The organism is Actinoplanes sp. 13 (genome assembly GCF_056134165.1).
In genome coordinates, this window is the sequence record NZ_JBVYOQ010000008.1 from 218377 (window position 1) to 235525 (window position 17149).

Genomic DNA, 17149 nt, shown 5'->3' on the forward strand with positions numbered 1-17149 from the left:
GCGATCAGTGCTTCGCGATCGCCTTGCGGTAGTCGCTGTTCAGGCGGCCGATCAGGCTCAGCGGGATGCCCTTCGGGCAGACCTCCGCGCACTCGCCCATGTTCGTACACCCGCCGAAGCCCGCGTCGTCCTGCGCCTGCAGCATGTCGATCACCCGGCTGTCCCGCTCGGGCTGTCCCTGCGGCAGCAGGCCGAGGTGGGTGATCTTCGCGGCGGTGTACAGCATCGACGAGCCGTTCGGGCAGGCCGCCACGCAGGCGCCGCAGGCGATGCAGGTGGCCGCCTCGAACGCGGCGTCGGCGTCCTTCTTGGGCACCGGCGTCGCGTGCGCGTCCGGCGCGGTGCCGGTCGGCGCGCTGATGTAACCGCCGGCCTGGATGATCTTGTCGAAGGCGCTCCGGTCGACCACCAGGTCCTTGATCACCGGGAAGGCGGCCGCCCGCCACGGCTCGACGTCGATCACGTCGCCGTCCTTGAAGTGCCGCATGTGCAGCTGGCAGGTGGTGGTGGCCTTCTCCGGGCCGTGCGCCACGCCGTTGATCACCATGCTGCACATGCCGCAGATGCCCTCGCGGCAGTCGTGGTCGAAGGCGATCGGGTCGTCACCGTCGAGGATCAGCCGCTCGTTGAGAACGTCGATCATCTCGAGGAACGACGCGTCCGGCGAGATGTCCTTGACGTCGTACGTGACCATCCGGCCCTTGTCAGCCGGGCCGGACTGACGCCACACCCGTACCTTGATATCCATTGAGGGTTATTCACGACCTTCCGTGAGTTGCAGATTGCGTGAGTTGGGTTCGGTGGCCTCCACCGTCGTGAATAACCCTCACTACTTGTAACTCCGCGTGCTCGGGTGGACGTACTCGAAGTTGAGGTCCTCCTTGTGCAGGACCGGCTTGCCGTCGGCGCCGAAGTACTCCCACGCCGCGGCGTAGCTGAACTCGTCGTCGTGGCGCAGCGCCTCGCCGTCCGGGGTCTGCGACTCGGCGCGGAAGTGGCCGCCGCAGGATTCCCGCCGGTGCAGCGCGTCGATGCACATCAGCTCACCGAGCTCGAGGAAGTCGGCGACCCGGCCGGCCTTCTCCAGGTTCTGGTTGAGCTCCTCGCCGCGGCCCGGCACCTTCACCCGGGTCCAGAACTCCTCCTTGAGCGCCCGGATCAGCCCGATCGCCTTGGTCAGGCCCTCCTCGGTGCGCTCCATGCCGCAGTACTCCCACATGATGTGGCCGAGCTCGCGGTGGAAGGAGTCGACGGTCCGGTCGCCGTTGATCGAGAGCAGCTTGGTGACCCGGTCCTCGACCTCCTTGCGGGCCTCGACGACCGGCGCGTCGGTCTCGGAGACCGCCGGGAACGGCCCGGCCGCCAGGTAGTTGTTGATCGTGTTCGGCAGCACGAAGTAGCCGTCGGCCAGCCCCTGCATCAGGGCGGACGCGCCGAGCCGGTTGGCGCCGTGGTCGGAGAAGTTCGCCTCACCGATCACGAACAGGCCGGGGATGGTCGACTGGAGGTCGTAGTCGACCCAGAGGCCACCCATCGTGTAGTGCACCGCGGGGTAGATCCGCATCGGCGTCGCGTAGGGGTCCTCGCCGGTGATCCGCTCGTACATCTCGAAGAGGTTGCCGTATTTGGCTTCGACGGCCTTGCGGCCCAGGCGCTTGATCGCGTCGGCGAAGTCGAGGTAGACGCCGAGGCCGCCGGGGCCGACACCGCGGCCCTCGTCGCAGACGTTCTTGGCGGCCCGCGACGCGATGTCACGCGGCACCAGGTTGCCGAACGAGGGGTAGATCCGCTCCAGGTAGTAGTCGCGGTCCTCCTCTCCGATGTCGGCCGCGGGCTTCTGGCAGTCCTCGGCGCGCTTCGGCACCCACACCCGGCCGTCGTTGCGCAGCGACTCCGACATCAGGGTGAGCTTCGACTGGTGCGTGCCGGACTCCGGGATGCAGGTCGGGTGGATCTGCGTGTAACAGGGGTTCGCGAACAGCGCGCCCTTGCGGTGCGCCCGCCAGGTGGCGGTGACGTTGCAGCCCTTGGCGTTCGTCGACAGGAAGAAGACGTTGCCGTAACCACCGGAGGCGAGCACCACGGCATCGGCGAACTCGGTGCTGATCTGACCGGTGACCATGTCGCGCACCACGATGCCGCGCGCCTTGCCGTCGACGATGATCAGCTCGAGCATCTCGTGCCGGGCGTTCATCTCGATGTTGCCGAGACCGATCTGCCGCTCCATCGCCTGGTACGCGCCGAGCAGCAGCTGCTGTCCCGTCTGCCCCCGGGCGTAGAACGTCCGGGACACCTGGGTGCCGCCGAACGAGCGGTTGTCGAGCAGGCCGCCGTACTCGCGGGCGAACGGGACGCCCTGGGCCACGCACTGGTCGATGATGTTCACCGAGACCTGCGCGAGCCGGTAGACGTTGGACTCGCGCGCGCGGAAGTCGCCACCCTTGACGGTGTCGTAGAACAGCCGGTAGATGGAGTCGCCGTCGTTGCGGTAGTTCTTCGCCGCGTTGATGCCACCCTGCGCGGCGATCGAGTGCGCACGCCGCGGGCTGTCCTGGTAGCAGTACGACTTGACCCGGTACCCGGCCTCGGCCAGGGTCGCCGCCGCCGAGCCGCCGGCCAGGCCGGTGCCCACCACGATGACGGTCAGCTTCCGGCGGTTCGCCGGGTTGACCAGCTTGGCGGAGAACTTGCGCCGTTCCCAGCGGGTCTCGACCGGCCCGTCCGGCGCGGCCTTGTCGACGACGGGTTCGCCCTCTGCCCAGAAGTCGTTCATAGAGATCAAGCCACCAATCCGGTCATCACCGCGAACGGCACCGACAGGTACATCGCGCACAGCACCAGGGACAGCACCAGCGCGACCGCCTTGGCGCGCCGCTCACCATGTTTGGTCTGCTGGCCCAGGGTGCGTACGGCGCTGAAGATGCCGTGCCGCAGGTGCAGACCGACCGCGATGATCGAGATCGTGTAGAAGAGCGTCACGTACCAGCGCTCGGGCGCGAAGTCCGCGATCACGTTGGCGTGCGGGCGCGAGCTGTCGCCGACCGGGTTCAGGTGCCCGGTGGTCAGGTCGAGCAGGTGGTAGATGATGAACAGCAGGACGATCACGCCGCCCCACCGCATCGTCCGGGCGGCGTAACTGGCCTGCACCTTGGGCCGGTGCGCGTACTTGACCGGCCGGGCCTTCGCCGCGCGCCGGGCCAGCACCGTGGCCGCGTAGATGTGCGCGAGGACGGCGACCAGCAGGCCGATCCGCATGATCCAGAGGAACCAGACGTCCGGCAGCAGAGGCGTGCCGAGCGTGCGCAGCCAGTGCGCGTAGTGGTCGAAGTCCTCGTTGCCGACGAAGATCTTCAGGTTGCCCGCCGCGTGCGCGAACAGGAACCCGACCAGCGCGATGCCGCTGACCGCCATGATCAGCTTCAGGGTGACCGACGAGGGCCGGACCGACTTGCGCGGCGCGGGGCGTGCCGTCGCGCCCGCCGCGTTCGTCGTCTTGGGAACTGGAGTGTCTACCGCCACAACCTGAAAGGTAGAAAGACCCTGGCCATTCGTCTAATGCATGATGGGGCAAGGTTCGATAGCGATAAGCTATTACGGTGCAGCTGCAACAACTCAGGTACTTCGTAGCGGTGGCAGAGACCCGACATTTCACCCATGCGGCGGACAATCTGGGCGTCGCGCAACCAACCTTGAGTAAGCAGATTCACACCCTCGAAGCGTCCCTCGGCGCGCCGCTCTTCGAGCGGATCCGAGGCGACGTGACCCTCACCGCGGCGGGCGAGGCGCTGCTGCCGATGGCCCGCCGGATCGTCGCCGACGCCGACGCGGCCCGGGACGCGGTGCAGGACATCGTCGGCCTGCGTCGCGGCGAGGTGCGCCTCGGTGCCACCCCCAGCCTCTGCTCCTCCCTGGTCCCGCCGGTGCTGCGGACCTTCCGTGCCGAGCACCCCGGCATCCGGCTCCATATCAGCGAGGGCAGTTCGCAGGACCTGATCGCCGATCTGCTCGCGCACTCGCTCGACCTGGCCCTGATCGTGCATCCCGAGCACGGCGTCGATCCGGCCCTGGAGGCCACCGAGCTGCTGCGGGAGAGCCTGGTGGTCGCGTCGGTGGCGGACGGCCCGCCGCTGACCATGGGCCGCCAGCTCGATCTGGCCGAGCTGCGGCACACGCCGATGGTGATGTTCCGCGCCGGGTACGACATCCGCGACGTCACCCTGCAGGCCTGCGAGCGGGCCGGCTTCACCCCGCGGTTCGCGGTCGAGGGCGGCGAGATGGACGCGGTGCTCGCCTTCGTCGAGGCCGGCCTCGGTGTCGCGCTCGTGCCGAGCATGGTGCTGGTCAACCGGCCGCTGCTGCGGGCGACGCCGCTGGCGCCCCCCGGGATGCGCCGGACCATCGCGCTGGCCGGCCGGCGCGGCGCGGTGCTGCCGCACGCGGCAGCGGCCTTGCGCGACGTCGTGCTCGAGCACATCGCGTCGGGCCGGCTCCCGTTCGGTGTGCGCGCCCTTCAAGATCCCACAGCGGGGGTACGACCAGAGCGTTCCGAAGTCGACCGTCCACATCGGGTGGTCAACCGGTCACGGCGCGTTTAGGCTCCGCATGTGTGGCCTGGCGAGCTCCGGCACCCCGACCTGATCGGGGTCTACGACGCCGAGTGCCCGTGGGGCTGGGACGACGACTTCTTCATGGCCGTGCTGGCCGAGCGCGGTTCACCACGGGTGCTGGACCTGGGCTGCGGCACCGGCCGGCTGGCGATCGCGATGGCGGCGGCCGGACACGAGGTGACCGCGGTCGACCCGTCCCCGGCCGCCCTCGACGCCGCCCGCCGCAAGCCCGGCGCGGCCCGGGTGCGCTGGGTCGAGGGCTCGGTGCGTGATCTCCCGGTCCGGGCGTTCGACGCGGCTCTGCTCACCGGGCACGTCGCTGAGCTCTTCGTCAGCGACGAGGAGTGGTTCACCGCTCTGCGCGCGCTGCACCGGTCGCTGGAGGCCGGCGGGCGACTGGTCCTCGACAGCCGTGACCCGGCCACCCGGCCCTGGCGGGAGTGGAACCCCCAGGGGTCCCGGCGGTCCGTCGTGCTCGCGGACGGCGGGGTCGTCGAGGCCTGGACCGAAGTCACCTCGGCCGACGAGGACGAGGGTGTGGTGTCCTGCGCCCAGCACTATCTGTTTCCCGGCGGCCGTCGTCTCGGCAGCTCCGTGACGATGCGGCTGCGCACCGAGGAGGAACTGCGGGACTCGCTGTGGCGGGCCGGCTTCCGGGTGAACCAGGTCTACGGCGGCTGGGGCCGGGAGCCGCCCGGGCTCGGTGGTGACGGTGAACTCATAGTGATCGCCACCGCCGAAAGCCGGACGATTAGTTGATCAAGTCCCTAATGTGCCGAGATCTGCTCAGAAGCCTACGAACCCATTGCGATACATGAATCGGGGACTACTATCCGCTCCCATCGGTCTCGACCGGGCGCAGGTCGGCGAGCCCTGACGGCAAGGTGAGGTGGCATGTCCGACAACGAGTGGCCAAGGCAGACGCCCCCGCCCGGTGACGGCGAGTGGGGCGAGCCGCCGCACGCTCCACACCGGATCATGATGACCACCGCGTTGGTGCTGGTCGTCCTGCTGATCGCGGGCGGGATCAGCTGGCAGCTGATGCGCAACGGCTCGGCCCAGCCGGCCGCCCGGCCCAGCGCCGCGGCCTCCCCGTCCGAGGCCCCGCCCAGCGTCACGCCCTGCCCCGACGCGGAGCTGACAGTGGTCGCCGCACCGGAGATCGAGCCGGTCGTCCGGCAGGCCGCCGACACCCTCAACCCCGACGGGCAGCGGTGCTCCCCGATCGTCGTGCGCGGCGAGGAGCCCGGTGTCACCGTCGCCGCCGCTCAGAAGCCGGACGTGTGGGTGCCGTCCAGCAGCGCCTGGCTGCCGATCACGGCGCAGAAGGGCGCCGCCTACACGGCCGCCGGCAAACCGCTGGCCTACTCGCCGGTGCTGCTGGCCGGGCCGGAAGGCATCAACAGCCTCTACATCGACAAGGATCGGAGCAGCTGGCTCGACCTGATCAAGGGCATCGCCGACGGCCAGATACCCAGCGTCACCATGCCTGACCCACTGGGCACCACCATCGGGCTGCTCAGCGTGCACGGCGTCAACACGGCGACGGCCCGCGCCATCGAGGACGACGGGATGGCGCAGCTGCGCGCCCTGACCCTGCGCAACCGGGTGCAGGTGGCCGGGACCGATCAGACCGCGCTGCTCGCCCGGATGGCCGCGCAGCCGGACGCCAGTACGGCTGTCTACGAGGTCGGCATCTTCCCGGTGATCGAGCAGCAGCTCCGCACCTACCAGAAGGCCGACCATCCGGTCCGCCTCAGCGGCGCCCCGCCGGTCGACGGGCGGGTGGAGGCCGACTACCCGTTCGCGCTGAGCAAGCCGGCCCTGAACCTGCCGGCGAAGAAGCAGCTCGCCGAGCGCCTGCGCGCGGCGATCACCAAGGCCGCCGTCGAGGACGCCGGCTTCCGCGCCGAGCCCACCGCCGGCGCGCTGCGGCTGCCCGCCCAGGCGGACCGGGTGCTCGGCCCGGCCCGCCAGTGGTCGCAGTACAAGAAGGTGAACTTCCAGGTCCTGCTGTTGATCGACTCGTCCGGCTCGATGAACGAGACGATCACCGATCGGGGTGGGAAGAGCACCACCAAGGCGGAGCTGCTGCGCCAGTCCGGCGCCGCGGCCGCCGGGCTCTTCGACGACGAGACCGACATCGGGATGTGGTTCTTCGGCTCGGCCGACCGGAACGGCCCGGCGCACACCGAGCAGGTGCCGTTCGGCCCGATCCGCTCCGACACGGGCGGCAAGAACCGGCGCACCGCCCTGGTCGACGCGATCAAGGCCTACAAGCCGCAGCCCGGCGCCGGGACACCGCTCTATCAGGCGGTCCTCGACGGGGTCGGCGAGATGCGGGCGAAGGTCAAGCCGGACACCTCGACCGTGGTGGTGGTGCTCACCGACGGCGCCGACGGCGGGAGCCGGTTCGCGATGTCCCAGCAGCAGTTCCTGAAGCGGCTGACGGACGGCCAGGATCCGGCCAAGCGGGTGCCCATCTTCGCAGTCGGGTACGGTCCGGACGCCAACGCCGCCGCCCTCCAGGGCATGGCCCGGGTCAGCGGCGGCAAGGCCATCGACGCCCGCAACCCGGCCGACCTCGCCTCCGCCATGGCCCAGGCCTTCCTCGCCGCCCACGCCCCTTCCTGACCACGCCGCGTGTGAAGTTCGGGCGCGCTCCGCACCCGAACTTCACACGCTGGTGGGTCGGCTGGCGTGTGTGAAGTTGCGGCTCGCTGCGCACCTTAAGTTCACACGCTGGTGGGTCGCCTGGCGTGTGTGAAGTTGCGGCTCGTTCCGCACCCGAAGTTCACACGCTGGTGGGTCGCCTGGTGTGTGAAGTTGGGGTGCGGAGCGCACCTGAACTTCACACGCTGGTGGGGTGGGCGGGGCCTATTCGGGTGGCGGCGATGGTGGCGGAGAGGGTGACCATGGGCAGGCCGCCGCCGGGGTGGGCGGAGCCGCCGACCAGGTACAAGCCGTCGACCGGGCCCTTGTTGCCCGGCCGCAGCAGACCACCGGCGGTGCCGTAGATGGCGCCTCCCGGTGCGGCGGTGGCGTCGGCCAGGTCGGCCGGCGTGCGGGTCTCCGCGAACTCCAGCCGCCCCCGCACGTCCAGGCCCCGCCCGGCCAGGACGGCGAGCAGATGATCGCGGTACGCCTCCGCAAGCCCCGGCCGCCGCCAGTCCACAGCGGACCATGCCGTCCCGTGCCGCGCCGCGTTGACCAGCACGAACCACGCCTCGCAGCCGTCCGGCCGGACCAGCGGGTCGTTCGCCCGGGTGATGAAGATCGCCGGGTCGTCCACCGGCCGGGCCCGCCGCGACGCCGACCCGAAGATCGCGTCGAACTCGGCGTCGTAGTACCGGGGGAAGTAGACCGTGTGGTGGGCCAGCTCCGGCGTCGCCCCGCGCACCCCGAGCAGCAGCACGAACCCGCCCAGGCTGCGGTCGGCCAGCCCGGCGAGGCGGCCCGGGGTGGGCAGCAGGTCACGATAGAGCGTCACCGCGTCCACGTTGGAGACGACCACGTCGGCGGGCACGAACTCGCCGGTGGACAGGCGCACTCCACGGACCGCGGTGTCCGCCTCGATCGCGGAGATCTCGGAGCCGAGCTTCACCCGTACCCCCAGCGAAACGCACCTGGCGTGCAGCGCGCCGGCCAGCGTGCCCAGACCGCCCGGCAGGTACCACCCGCCGTGGGTGAGCTCGGCGTAGGGGATCGCGGCCAGCGCCGCCGGCGCGCGGCGCGGGTCCGTGCCGGTGTAGGTCGCGTAGCGGTCCAGCAGCATCCGCAACCGAGCGTCGCGCAGGTAACGCCGGCCCAGCGCGCGCAGCGACCGGCCCGGCGCGATCGCGGCCAGGTCACCGAGCCGCCAGGAGAGCCGGGCCAGCGACGCCGCGGTCACCGGGCGGCTCAGCACCGCGTCGTAGGAGGCGTGCCAGATCCGCGCCGCGCGACGCCAGAACCGGTCCCAGTCGGCGGCCGCGCCCGCACCCATCGCGGTGGCGATGCGTTCCAGGAAGACCGCATGCGTGGCGGAGGAGTCGAGCACCGTGCCGTCCGGGAAGACGTGCCGGACCACCGGGTCGAGGGGTTCCGGACGCAGGCCGAGATCCTCGAACAGGTGGGGGAGGGTGAGCAGGCTCGGGCCGGTGTCGAAGCGGTAGCCGTCCCGCTCGTGGACGGCGAGTTTGCCGCCGACCGCGCCGGACCGTTCGTGCACAGTCACGGTGTGGCCGGCGGCGGCCAGCCGGGCGGCGGCGGTCAGCCCGCCCACGCCGGCCCCGATCACTACGACGTTGCTCATACCGGCATGGTCCTCTGTCTCAGACGGGGCGGCCGCGCCAGGTCAGGCGGTTGCGCCGGCGCAGGTGGAACGAGCGGGCGGTCAGCCAGGCGAACAGGACGATCGAGAGCGGATGCGCGAGCGGGTCGGGGAACATCCGCCCGCCGGTGGCGGCCGCGCTGATCATGCGACCGGTCACGCCCAGCAGGTAGGCCACCGCGCCGATGGGCCACCACGCGAGCGGTAGGACGTACAGCAGGAGAAGAAGGAGTACGACGGCGGCGGCGCCGGGTCTGGAGCCGAACGACGCCCACAGCGATTTCCCGTAGCCGTCGGCCAAACCGGACCAGGAGTCGTACATCCGGCAGGTGGCCAGCCGTGAGCCGTCGGCGAGCGCGATCCGGCCGCCGGCGCGTTTGACCGCGCGGGCCAGGCCGATGTCCTCCAGGATGTCGGCGCGCACGGCGGCGTGCCCGCCGGCCCGCTGATAACCGGCGCGGTCGGCGACCAGCCATTGACCACCGGCGGCGGCGAGCGACGGGCGCGGGGAGCGTTCCATGCCGCGGAGCGGCAGGAAGGTCAGCCAGGACCACTGCAGCAGGGGTTGCACGAGCCGGCCACTACCGACGATCTTGGGGTACGGGCTGAGCAGCGTCACGCCGGTCCGGCGCAGAAGGTCGACCGCACCGGCGACGGCGTCCGGTTCCAGGACCACGTCCGCGTCGACGAAGACCAGGACCTCCGCCTCGCCCGCCGCCTCGGCGAGCCGGTGGCAGGCATGCGGTTTGCCCAGCCACCCGGCCGGTGGGGGCGCGCCGGTGTGCAGGTGCACGCGGTCGCCGGCGATCTTCCGGACCAGGTCGGCGGTGCCGTCGGTGGAGCTGTCGTCGAGGACGTGGACCGTCAGGTGTGGCACGCCCCGCTGGGCCAGCAGCGAGCGCAGGCAGGGTTCGAGGCGGTCGGCCTCGTTGCGCAGGGGGAGCAGGAGCGCCACCCGGTCGGGGGTGGTCCGGCCGCGGCCGGGGCGGCGCAGCAGCAGGGCGTTGACCGCGGTGTGCGCCGTCAGCAGGACCAGCGGGGCGAGCAGCAGCCAGGTCATCGGCGGAGCCGCAGGATCAGGGGGAGGACCGCGGCGCCCATCAGCACGCCGCCCCAGAGCGCCGAGGCGGGCAGGTCGAGGAAGACGGCGTGGGCCAGGGTCGAGGAGAGCCAGGTCCAGATCCAGAGCACGTACGCCGGCTGGTCCCGTGGTGACGTCCCGGCCCGCACGGTGGTGGACAGCGCCGTCATGACGAGCAGCGCGAAACCCAGCCAGCCCAGGTAGTTGCTGACCGGGATGCCGGCCAGGCCGGGCAGCGCGGGCACCGGGTCGTGCCAGCGCCAGTACCCCTCGGCGACCATCTGCGGGTCGAGGAAGAGATCCCAGGTGGTGAGGCCGGCCGCGGCGAGCAGGATGCGGGCCGGGCGGCTGCCGGTGACGCGCAGCGCGGCGAGCCACGCCGGCCAGGCCATCCAGGTCCAGGCGAGCGGAATGATCAGGGGTACGCCGAGCAGCTTGGGGCCCAGCTCGCCGGAGTAGTCGTACGTCCCGAACGGGAAACCGGTCGCGACCCCGACCGCCTCGACCACGAACCCGCCCAGCATCGCCGACCCGACCAGCGCGGCCACGGCGCGCCCGCCGCGGGTGAGGTAGGCGTGCGAGACCGAGAACGCCACCCCGATCAGCACAGTCGTCACGGTGAGGTCGGCGCGCACGTCACCGGTGGTGAGCGGATAGCAGACCTGGACCAGGATCAGGGCGCCCAGCAGCGCCCGGGGGAGGTTCCGTCGCACGTGTCAGTTGCCCGGCTCCTCGAGCGGCAGCGGCAGCTCCCGCCCCAGGATCGCGAAGGCCCGCTCGTCGCCGGGGAACAAAAAGTTCCGCAGCACGTCGGTGAAGCCGAACCGCCGGTACAGCCGCCAGGCCCGGGAGGTGCGCTCGTCGGCCTCCGGGGTGGAGAGCAGCACCGACTTGCCGTCGGCCATCGCGAGCAGGGCCCGCAGTTGCCGGGCGCCGATCCCGTGGCCCTGGGCGGCCGGGCGGACGTGCAGCTCGACCACCTCGAAGCAGTCGGTGAGCCAGCGCCGGCGGTCCTGCTCGTCGAGCGCGGAGCGCACCTGGTCGTGCCACCACTGGCCGGCGGCGGAGGTGTAGCCGTACCCGAAGCCGGCGACCCGGCCCTCGGGGGTGAGGGTGGCGACCGCGCGGAAGCCCGCGCGGCGCACGTGCGAGCCGATGTAGCCGCGCCGGGTCTGCAGGAGCTCCTGGCGGTAGCCCATCGCCTCGCCGTAGACCGCCACCACGTCGTCCAGCCGCCGCAGCAGGTCGTCCGGCTGCCAAGCAACGAGCCTCATCGCTCTGTTCGCTCCCTCTCGTCGGCCGTGTCACCGGCCGTTTCTGTCCAGCCCAGTACGGTTCGGTCGCCGGTGACGCCGAGGACCGCGAAGCGGGCGAAGAGCTCCTCCGCGTACCACCGGTCGGCCGGGGTGCGGGCGATGGCCGCCCGGTGTTCCGGCTGACGGTACGCGAACGTGGTCAGGTCCGCCGTGCTGCGCCACACGGTGACCGTGCCCTGCCAGCCGATCGGCGCCTCACCGACCCCGAAGCGGGCGAGCAGGCCCGGTGCGGCGGCCACCTCCCGGGCCACCGGCGGGATCGCCCGCCAGAACCGCACCGCCCGCGACGGGCGCAGCCGGGCGCGGGTGAGGGCCAGCACCGGGCCGTCAGCGCGCCGGCCGGTCGGCTGGAACGGGCTGCGGCCGGACCACTCGCCCCGGCTGACCAGTGGTTCCAGGTCCACGCGGGCCCGCTGGGTGGCGATCCGGTCCCACGCGGGGAAGCTGACCGGGCGGTCGCTGACGGTGATCGCCGCGTAGCGGGTGAGGTCCGCGTCGCCGGGGCCGAAACCGAGGCCGGTGCCGGTGCCCAGGAACTTGGCGAACCGCACACCCGGGCGGTGCCGGCGGCCGAAGGCCATGCGCAGCAGCGCCGGGCCGAGCGCGCGGCGGGGCACCCGCCAGACGTGCAGGGTGACCAGGTCGGCGGTCATCGTCAGGCGACTTCGGCGGGGGTGCCGGCGGTGATCCGGACCAGGTCCGGGTAGGTGAGCGGGAAGACCGACCGGGGTACGCCGCCGGCCGCCCAGATCACCGAATACTGCTCGAGGTCGACGTCGACCAGCGTGCGCACCGGTTTCGGATGGCCCAGCGGCGCGACGCCGCCGATCGCCTGGCCGGTGTGCTGCCGGACGAACTCGGGCGTGGCCCGGCGCAGCTTCGCGACGCCGAGCGAGGCGGCCACCTTGGCGGTGTCCACCCGGTGCGCGCCGGAGGTCAGCACCAGCAGCGGCTCACCGTCCGCGTCGAAGATCAGCGAGTTGGCGATCTGGCCGACCTCGACCCCGAGGGCGGCGGCGGCCGCGGCAGCGGTGTGCACGGCCTCGTCCAGGATGGTGATCTCGGTGCTGAGACCGGCGTTCTCCAGGGCGTCGCGTACCGCGGTCACGTTGGGATGGTTGTGCATCGGTCCATCCTGCCCTCTGCGCGGCCTGCTATGCGCTGGTGGCCTTGCTGCTCGCTTCCCAGAGTCGCGCCGCGAGCGAGGCGTCCCGGGCGTGCGGCGCCGGGCGGCTGACCTGACGGCCGACGTAGTAGCCGCCGTTCTCCAGCTCGGCGGCGGGTGCGGTGGCGAGCCAGACCAGCAGCTCACCGGCTTTCTCCGGGGTGACCAGGCCGGGCGCGTACCGGTAGAAGAAGCGGGTGACCCGGCCGACGCCGAAGTTCGAGCGCACCACACCCGGGTGGAAGGACACGCTCGTCACCTCCGGCCAGCGGCGGGCCGCCTCGGCGGTGAAGAGGATGTTCGCCGCCTTGCTGGCGCCGTAAGCCCGCCAGGAGCTGTATCGCTGCGGGTCGCCGTCCAGCCGGTCCGGGTCGGGGCGGCCCTGCGCGTGGGCCCGGGAGGCGGTGTTGACCACCCGGCCACCGCGCAGCCGGTCCAGCAACAGCGTGGTGAGCAGGAACGGGGCGAGGTGGTTGCCCTGAACGGTGGCCTCGTGGCCGTCGGTGGTGCGGCGGTACTCGCCGACCATGCCGCCGGCGTTGTTCGCCAGCACGTCGATCCTCGGGTACGCAGCCAGGAGCTGATCGGCGAGGTCGCGGACCTCGGCGAAGGACTCGAAGTCGGTGCGGAAGTGGGTGGGCCGCCGGCCGCCGGCCCGCTCGACCCGGGCGACCGCGTCGGCGAGGCGCTGCGGGTTGCGCCCGACCAGGATGACGTCGTCACCGCGGGCGGCGAACTGTTCGGCGGCGGCCAGGCCGACCCCGGAGCTGCCACCGGTCACCACGATCGTCGATGCCATCTCGGTCCTCCTGCTCGGATGTGGTTCCTATCGTGCCCTGCCCGGCTCCGCCCCGCTCGCTCACCGCCTCGAGTCGATCACTTGTTCCAAAAATGCGCGTCACGCCGCCCGTAGAGGTTGCATTCTTGTCGTACGGGGGTGTTAGTCTCTGCGGTAGTTAGAACGGATGTTCGAACAGGCTCTCTTCGAGTCCGGCGGCGTCGTTCTGATCCGGGAGCGTGTTTCGCGGCTCGGCTCCCGAGGCGGCACCCGCGAAGTGCCGCACGCGTGGTCCGGGCATTCGCGGGTCCGGACCCGTTCAAGGCAGGCCGTCGCTCGCTGCCTCCGACCCCCGGTGGCGGGCGACGGACCCGCCGGGCGGCGTCGGCCGGATGTGGTGTGGGGAAGCTTCACACCCGGCCGGCTAGCCGCCGGGATGGTCCTTCGTGGCTGACCCGACGGGGTTCCGGCTCTGCCCGCCGGAGCCCCGTTCCAGCCCCGGGCACCACTGGAGAAACGCTGTGTCTTCCTCCGCAGCGGATCGGTTCGGCCCTTACGTCGGATGCGGAACAGGCGAGGAGAAACGACCATGGCGAGCACCGCTGCCCCCGGCCTCGAGCCGGCTGCGCCGGCCAGGGCGGAGGGGCCCACGGTTCCGGCGCACATGCTGCCGCATCGGACTCCGGCCCAGTTGATGACGATCGCCCGCGAGGGGCTGGACGAGGCGGCGCGCACGGCCCCCGACGGGCTGCGTTACGCGGCGGCGCACCTGGCCGCGCTGCGTGCCGCGGCCGCTCTGCTCGCGGCGCGGGCCCGCCCGTCCGCGGCGGGCCGCCGGACCCGTGCGGCGACCAGCGTCTGGTCGTTGCTGGTCATGGTGGCGCCCGAGTTCGACGAGTGGGCCGGCTACTTCGCTCTCGGCGCCGGCAAACGAGCGGCCGCGGAGGCCGGCATCCCGCACGTGGTGAGCGCCCGGGAGGCCGACGACCTGCTGCGCGCCGCCGAGCAGTTCGTCGATGTGGTCGAGAGCTCCCTCAACATGACGTACCAGCCGCGCCTCGCGGCGTGACAGTCCGCGGCCTGTGACCTGACCGGGCCGCGTCGGGTTCGGCGGGTCTTGAGGCGGGTGGGTTACAGAGCGGGGCATGGACGTGGCGGGGCGCATGATCAGTGGTTCGGCGGCCCTCGCGGAGCTGGTCCGGACGGCGACCAGCGCCGATGAGCCGGGCGCCCATCGGATGCTGCCGGTGGCGCCCGAGCTGAGTGGGCTGCTGCCCGGCCGGGGACTCCGGCGGGGCAGCACGGTGGCGGTCGCCGGTGGGCGCGCCGCCCCGGCCGGCGGGGGGACCTCGCTGATGCTGGCACTGCTGGCCGCCGCGTCCCGCAACGGCTCGTGGTGCGCGGTGGTCGGTGTTCCCGCGCTGGGCGCGCTGGCCGCAGCCGAGAGCGGTGTCGTGCTGGAGCGGCTCGCGCTGGTGCCCGACCCGGGACCGGACTGGCCCACCGTGGTGGCGGCGCTGATCGACGGGGTGGACGTGGTGGTCACCGCGGTGCCCGGGCCGGTGTCGGCGAACATCGCCGGACGGCTCGCCGCGCGGGCCCGGCAGCGGGGGAGTGTGCTGGTGCCGTTCGGGGACTGGTCCGGCGCGGACCTGACACTGCAGGTTGATCGGGGGCGCTGGGAAGGACTGGGCGCGGGCCGGGGCCGGCTGCGCCGCCGAGAGGTCACCGTCGTGGCGCGTGGGCGCGGGGCGGCGGCCCGGCCCCGGGAGATCACCCTGTGGATGCCGGGCGTCGTCAACCGGGCTGTCGCCATCCCTCCGGTCCGCTCCTCCACCATCGCTTCGGCTTCGGCTTCGGCTTCGGCTTCGGCTTCAGCTGCGGCTTCGGCTGCGGGTTCGGCATCGACTTCGGTTCCGGGTTCGGCTGCGGTTTCGGCTGATAGCCCGCTGTGGGGCCGGGTCGAGCAGGCCGGGACGGCGGCTGGGGCAGCGGGGACGGCGGCTGGGGTGGTGGCCGGGACGGCGGTCGGAATGCCGGCCGCGGCACAGGCCGGGCGTGACCCCTGGGCCGCCGTGGTGGCGGAGCCGAGGGGGAAGAAAGCGGTCGCGGAGCCGAGGGACAAGAAGGCGCGCGGCGGTCCGCTGCGCGGGCTGCCCTCGGTGGGGGCGTGATGGAGACGGCCGTGCGCACCCTGCTGATCTGGTGCCCCGACTGGCCGGTCGTCGCCGCCGAGATCGTGGCGGGGGTGGCGGGAGACGACCCGGTCGTCGTGCTCGCCGGCAACCGGGTGCTGGCCTGCTCGGAGGCGGCCCGCCGGGAGGGTGTGCGCCGAGGGCTGCGCCGCCGGGAGGCGCAGAGCCGGTGCCCCCGGCTGATCGTGGTGGAGCACGACCCGGGGCGGGACGCGCGCGCGTTCGAGCCGGTGGTGGCGGCGATCGAGGAGGTGGTGGCCGGCGTCGAGGTGATCCGGCCGGGGGCGTGCGCGGTGGCGGTGCGCGGCCCCGCGCGGTACTTCGGCGGTGAGGAGGCGGCGGCCGAGCGGATCGTCGAGCAGGTGGCGCAGGCGTGCGCGGTGGAGTGCCAGGTGGGGATCGCCGAGGGAGTGTTCGCGGCGGGGATCGCGGCACGGGCCGGGCAGATCGTGCCGGCCGGGGAGACCCGGGACTTTCTGTCGCGCGTACCCGTGGAGGCTCTGGAGAAGCCGGACCTGACCGATCTGCTGCACCGGCTCGGGGTGAAGACGCTGGGCGAGTTCGCGGCCCTGCCGGCGGCGGACGTGCTGACGCGTTTCGGGTTCGACGGGGCGCTGGCGCACCGGCTCGCGTCGGGGTCCGACCACCGGCCGCTGGCGGTGCGCAAGCCGCCGCTGGAGCTGGCGGTGGAGGAGACCTACGACGAGCATCTGGACCGGGTGGACGTGGCGGCGTTCGCCGGGCGCGCGCTGGCCGAGCGGCTGCACGAGGGGCTGGCGGCGCACGGGCTGGCCTGCACCAGGCTCGGCGTCGAGGCGGTCACCGCGGACGGCCAGGAGTTGCACCGGATGTGGCGGCACGACGGCGTCCTCACCGCCGCGGCCATCGCCGAGCGGGTGCGCTGGCAGCTGGACGGCTGGCTCACCGGGGCCCGGCGTGGTGGCCCGGCCCGGCCGACCGCGGGCCTGGTCCGGTTGCGCCTGGTGCCGGACGGGGTGCTGGTCCACCTCGGGTTGCAGCCGGGGCTGTGGGGTGACGCGGGCGCCGAACGGGACCGGGCGCACCGCGCCTTCAGCCGGGTGCAGGGCCTGCTCGGGCCGCACGCGGTGGTGACGCCGGTGCTGGGCGGCGGGCGGTCGGCGGACGATCAGGTGCGGCTGGTGCCGTGGGGGGACGAGCGGGAGCCGTCCCGGCCGGCCACCGAGCACACCGATCCGGTGCCGGGCGTGGTGACCGTGCCGGTGCTGCGGTCCACCACGGACGAGGAGCCCCGGGTGGGGTCCCGTCTGCGGTCGGTGCCGGACCCGCCGGCCGGGGCGGCGGTGCGGGCGCAGCCCCGGCGCGGTGCCCGCGGGCAGGTCGTTCTGCCGCCCTGGCCGGGGCGGTTGCCGCGGCCGGCGCCCGCGGTGGTGCCCGGCGAGCCGCTGCCCGCGGTGGTGCGTGACTCCGGCGGCGATCCGGTGGGTGTGAGTGCCCGCCTGGAGCTGACCGGGGCCCCGGCGACGCTCGCCCTGGAGCGGAGCGCGCCGGTGGAGATCGCCGGCTGGGCCGGCCCGTGGCCGGTGGACGAGCGCTGGTGGGCGGCCGAGGAGGCGCGCCGCCGGGTGCGTTTCCAGGTGGTGCTGGCCGACGGCCGCGCGCTGCTGCTGTCCCTCTCCGCCGGCCGGTGGGCCGTCGAAGCGATCTATGACTGAG

The 17149-nt window shown here is 72.7% G+C and carries 15 protein-coding genes and 1 pseudogene; 6 read left to right on the forward strand and 10 right to left on the reverse strand.

From position 1 onward, the window contains the following. Positions 1–4: 4 nt before the first annotated feature. The 3 genes from AC0NH5_RS19210 to AC0NH5_RS19220 all read right to left on the reverse strand — a co-directional run bounded on the left by AC0NH5_RS19210 (position 5) and on the right by AC0NH5_RS19220 (position 3423). Entirely contained in the window at positions 5–748 is a 744-nt protein-coding gene (locus AC0NH5_RS19210; RefSeq protein ID WP_474405538.1) for a succinate dehydrogenase/fumarate reductase iron-sulfur subunit, read from the reverse strand. Positions 749–829: 81 nt separating this feature from the next. Next, a complete protein-coding gene (locus AC0NH5_RS19215; RefSeq protein ID WP_474405540.1) occupies positions 830–2773 on the reverse strand; it encodes a fumarate reductase/succinate dehydrogenase flavoprotein subunit in 1944 nt (647 codons plus the stop codon). A gap of 5 nt (positions 2774–2778) precedes the next feature. Continuing rightward, positions 2779–3423: a succinate dehydrogenase cytochrome b subunit gene (locus tag AC0NH5_RS19220; protein ID WP_474405703.1), complete on the reverse strand. Its 645-nt coding sequence runs from the start codon at positions 3421–3423 to the stop codon at positions 2779–2781. 167 nt (positions 3424–3590) lie between these two features. On the opposite strand from AC0NH5_RS19220, the gene AC0NH5_RS19225 reads away from it, so the two are divergent. The 3 genes from AC0NH5_RS19225 (at position 3591) to AC0NH5_RS19235 (ending at position 7241) form a co-directional block, all read left to right on the forward strand. Then, positions 3591–4595: a LysR family transcriptional regulator gene (locus AC0NH5_RS19225; RefSeq protein ID WP_474405706.1), complete on the forward strand. Its 1005-nt coding sequence runs from the start codon at positions 3591–3593 to the stop codon at positions 4593–4595. A gap of 9 nt (positions 4596–4604) precedes the next feature. Further along, positions 4605–5366 (forward strand): class I SAM-dependent methyltransferase, encoded by a 762-nt coding sequence (locus AC0NH5_RS19230; RefSeq protein WP_474405542.1) that lies wholly within the window; start codon positions 4605–4607, stop codon positions 5364–5366. Positions 5367–5501: 135 nt separating this feature from the next. Then, complete coding sequence (locus AC0NH5_RS19235; protein WP_474405544.1) at positions 5502–7241, forward strand: substrate-binding domain-containing protein; 1740 nt, start codon at positions 5502–5504, stop codon at positions 7239–7241. A 217-nt stretch (positions 7242–7458) separates the two neighbouring features. Here AC0NH5_RS19235 and AC0NH5_RS19240 read toward each other — a convergent pair whose 3' ends face one another. Genes AC0NH5_RS19240 through AC0NH5_RS19270 form a run of 7 tightly spaced genes read right to left on the reverse strand, consistent with a single transcriptional unit; the run spans position 7459 to position 13280 of the window. After that, positions 7459–8901, reverse strand: a complete 1443-nt coding sequence (locus AC0NH5_RS19240; RefSeq protein WP_474405547.1) for a phytoene desaturase family protein — start codon at positions 8899–8901, stop codon at positions 7459–7461. A 19-nt stretch (positions 8902–8920) separates the two neighbouring features. Further along, positions 8921–9979, reverse strand: coding sequence for a glycosyltransferase family 2 protein (locus tag AC0NH5_RS19245; RefSeq protein ID WP_474405548.1), 1059 nt, complete (start codon positions 9977–9979; stop codon positions 8921–8923). Then, positions 9976–10713 (reverse strand): carotenoid biosynthesis protein, encoded by a 738-nt coding sequence (locus tag AC0NH5_RS19250; protein WP_474405550.1) that lies wholly within the window; start codon positions 10711–10713, stop codon positions 9976–9978. The genes AC0NH5_RS19245 and AC0NH5_RS19250 overlap by 4 nt, the downstream gene beginning before the upstream one ends. A 3-nt stretch (positions 10714–10716) precedes the next feature. Next, the gene (locus tag AC0NH5_RS19255) at positions 10717–11274 is read right to left on the reverse strand and encodes a GNAT family N-acetyltransferase (protein WP_474405553.1); all 558 of its coding nucleotides are present in this window, start codon (positions 11272–11274) and stop codon (positions 10717–10719) included. Then, positions 11271–11969: a monooxygenase gene (locus AC0NH5_RS19260; protein WP_474405554.1), complete on the reverse strand. Its 699-nt coding sequence runs from the start codon at positions 11967–11969 to the stop codon at positions 11271–11273. The genes AC0NH5_RS19255 and AC0NH5_RS19260 overlap by 4 nt, the downstream gene beginning before the upstream one ends. A gap of 2 nt (positions 11970–11971) precedes the next feature. Continuing rightward, positions 11972–12442, reverse strand: a complete 471-nt coding sequence (locus tag AC0NH5_RS19265) for a YbaK/EbsC family protein (RefSeq protein WP_474405556.1) — start codon at positions 12440–12442, stop codon at positions 11972–11974. 28 nt (positions 12443–12470) lie between these two features. Then, positions 12471–13280 carry an SDR family NAD(P)-dependent oxidoreductase gene (locus AC0NH5_RS19270; RefSeq protein WP_474405558.1) on the reverse strand — a complete coding sequence of 270 codons (810 nt, stop codon included), beginning with the start codon at positions 13278–13280 and terminating at the stop codon, positions 12471–12473. 568 nt (positions 13281–13848) lie between these two features. Between AC0NH5_RS19270 and AC0NH5_RS19275 the strand changes: the two genes are divergently transcribed. The 3 genes and pseudogenes from AC0NH5_RS19275 to AC0NH5_RS19285 all read left to right on the forward strand — a co-directional run bounded on the left by AC0NH5_RS19275 (position 13849) and on the right by AC0NH5_RS19285 (position 17148). Further along, positions 13849–14328, forward strand: coding sequence for an SAV_6107 family HEPN domain-containing protein (locus AC0NH5_RS19275; RefSeq protein ID WP_474405561.1), 480 nt, complete (start codon positions 13849–13851; stop codon positions 14326–14328). Between the two features lie 82 nt (positions 14329–14410). Next, positions 14411–15127: pseudogene (locus AC0NH5_RS19280) on the forward strand (hypothetical protein); the annotation flags it as partial. Between the two features lie 305 nt (positions 15128–15432). Next, positions 15433–17148 carry a DNA polymerase Y family protein gene (locus AC0NH5_RS19285; RefSeq protein ID WP_474405709.1) on the forward strand — a complete coding sequence of 572 codons (1716 nt, stop codon included), beginning with the start codon at positions 15433–15435 and terminating at the stop codon, positions 17146–17148. Position 17149: the final 1 nt, after the last annotated feature.

Excerpts from the sequence above, each read along its gene's own strand:
- AC0NH5_RS19210 (WP_474405538.1), bottom strand. The coding sequence starts at position 748 with ATGGATATCAAGGTACGGGTGTGGCGTCAGTCCGGCCCGGCTGACAAG.
- AC0NH5_RS19215 (WP_474405540.1), bottom strand. The coding sequence starts at position 2,773 with ATGAACGACTTCTGGGCAGAGGGCGAACCCGTCGTCGACAAGGCCGCG.
- AC0NH5_RS19235 (WP_474405544.1), top strand. The coding sequence starts at position 5,502 with ATGTCCGACAACGAGTGGCCAAGGCAGACGCCCCCGCCCGGTGACGGC.
- AC0NH5_RS19240 (WP_474405547.1), bottom strand. The coding sequence starts at position 8,901 with ATGAGCAACGTCGTAGTGATCGGGGCCGGCGTGGGCGGGCTGACCGCC.
- AC0NH5_RS19245 (WP_474405548.1), bottom strand. The coding sequence starts at position 9,979 with ATGACCTGGCTGCTGCTCGCCCCGCTGGTCCTGCTGACGGCGCACACC.
- AC0NH5_RS19255 (WP_474405553.1), bottom strand. The coding sequence starts at position 11,274 with ATGAGGCTCGTTGCTTGGCAGCCGGACGACCTGCTGCGGCGGCTGGAC.
- AC0NH5_RS19260 (WP_474405554.1), bottom strand. The coding sequence starts at position 11,969 with ATGACCGCCGACCTGGTCACCCTGCACGTCTGGCGGGTGCCCCGCCGC.
- AC0NH5_RS19265 (WP_474405556.1), bottom strand. The coding sequence starts at position 12,442 with ATGCACAACCATCCCAACGTGACCGCGGTACGCGACGCCCTGGAGAAC.
- AC0NH5_RS19270 (WP_474405558.1), bottom strand. The coding sequence starts at position 13,280 with ATGGCATCGACGATCGTGGTGACCGGTGGCAGCTCCGGGGTCGGCCTG.
- AC0NH5_RS19275 (WP_474405561.1), top strand. The coding sequence starts at position 13,849 with ATGGCGAGCACCGCTGCCCCCGGCCTCGAGCCGGCTGCGCCGGCCAGG.
- AC0NH5_RS19285 (WP_474405709.1), top strand. The coding sequence starts at position 15,433 with ATGGAGACGGCCGTGCGCACCCTGCTGATCTGGTGCCCCGACTGGCCG.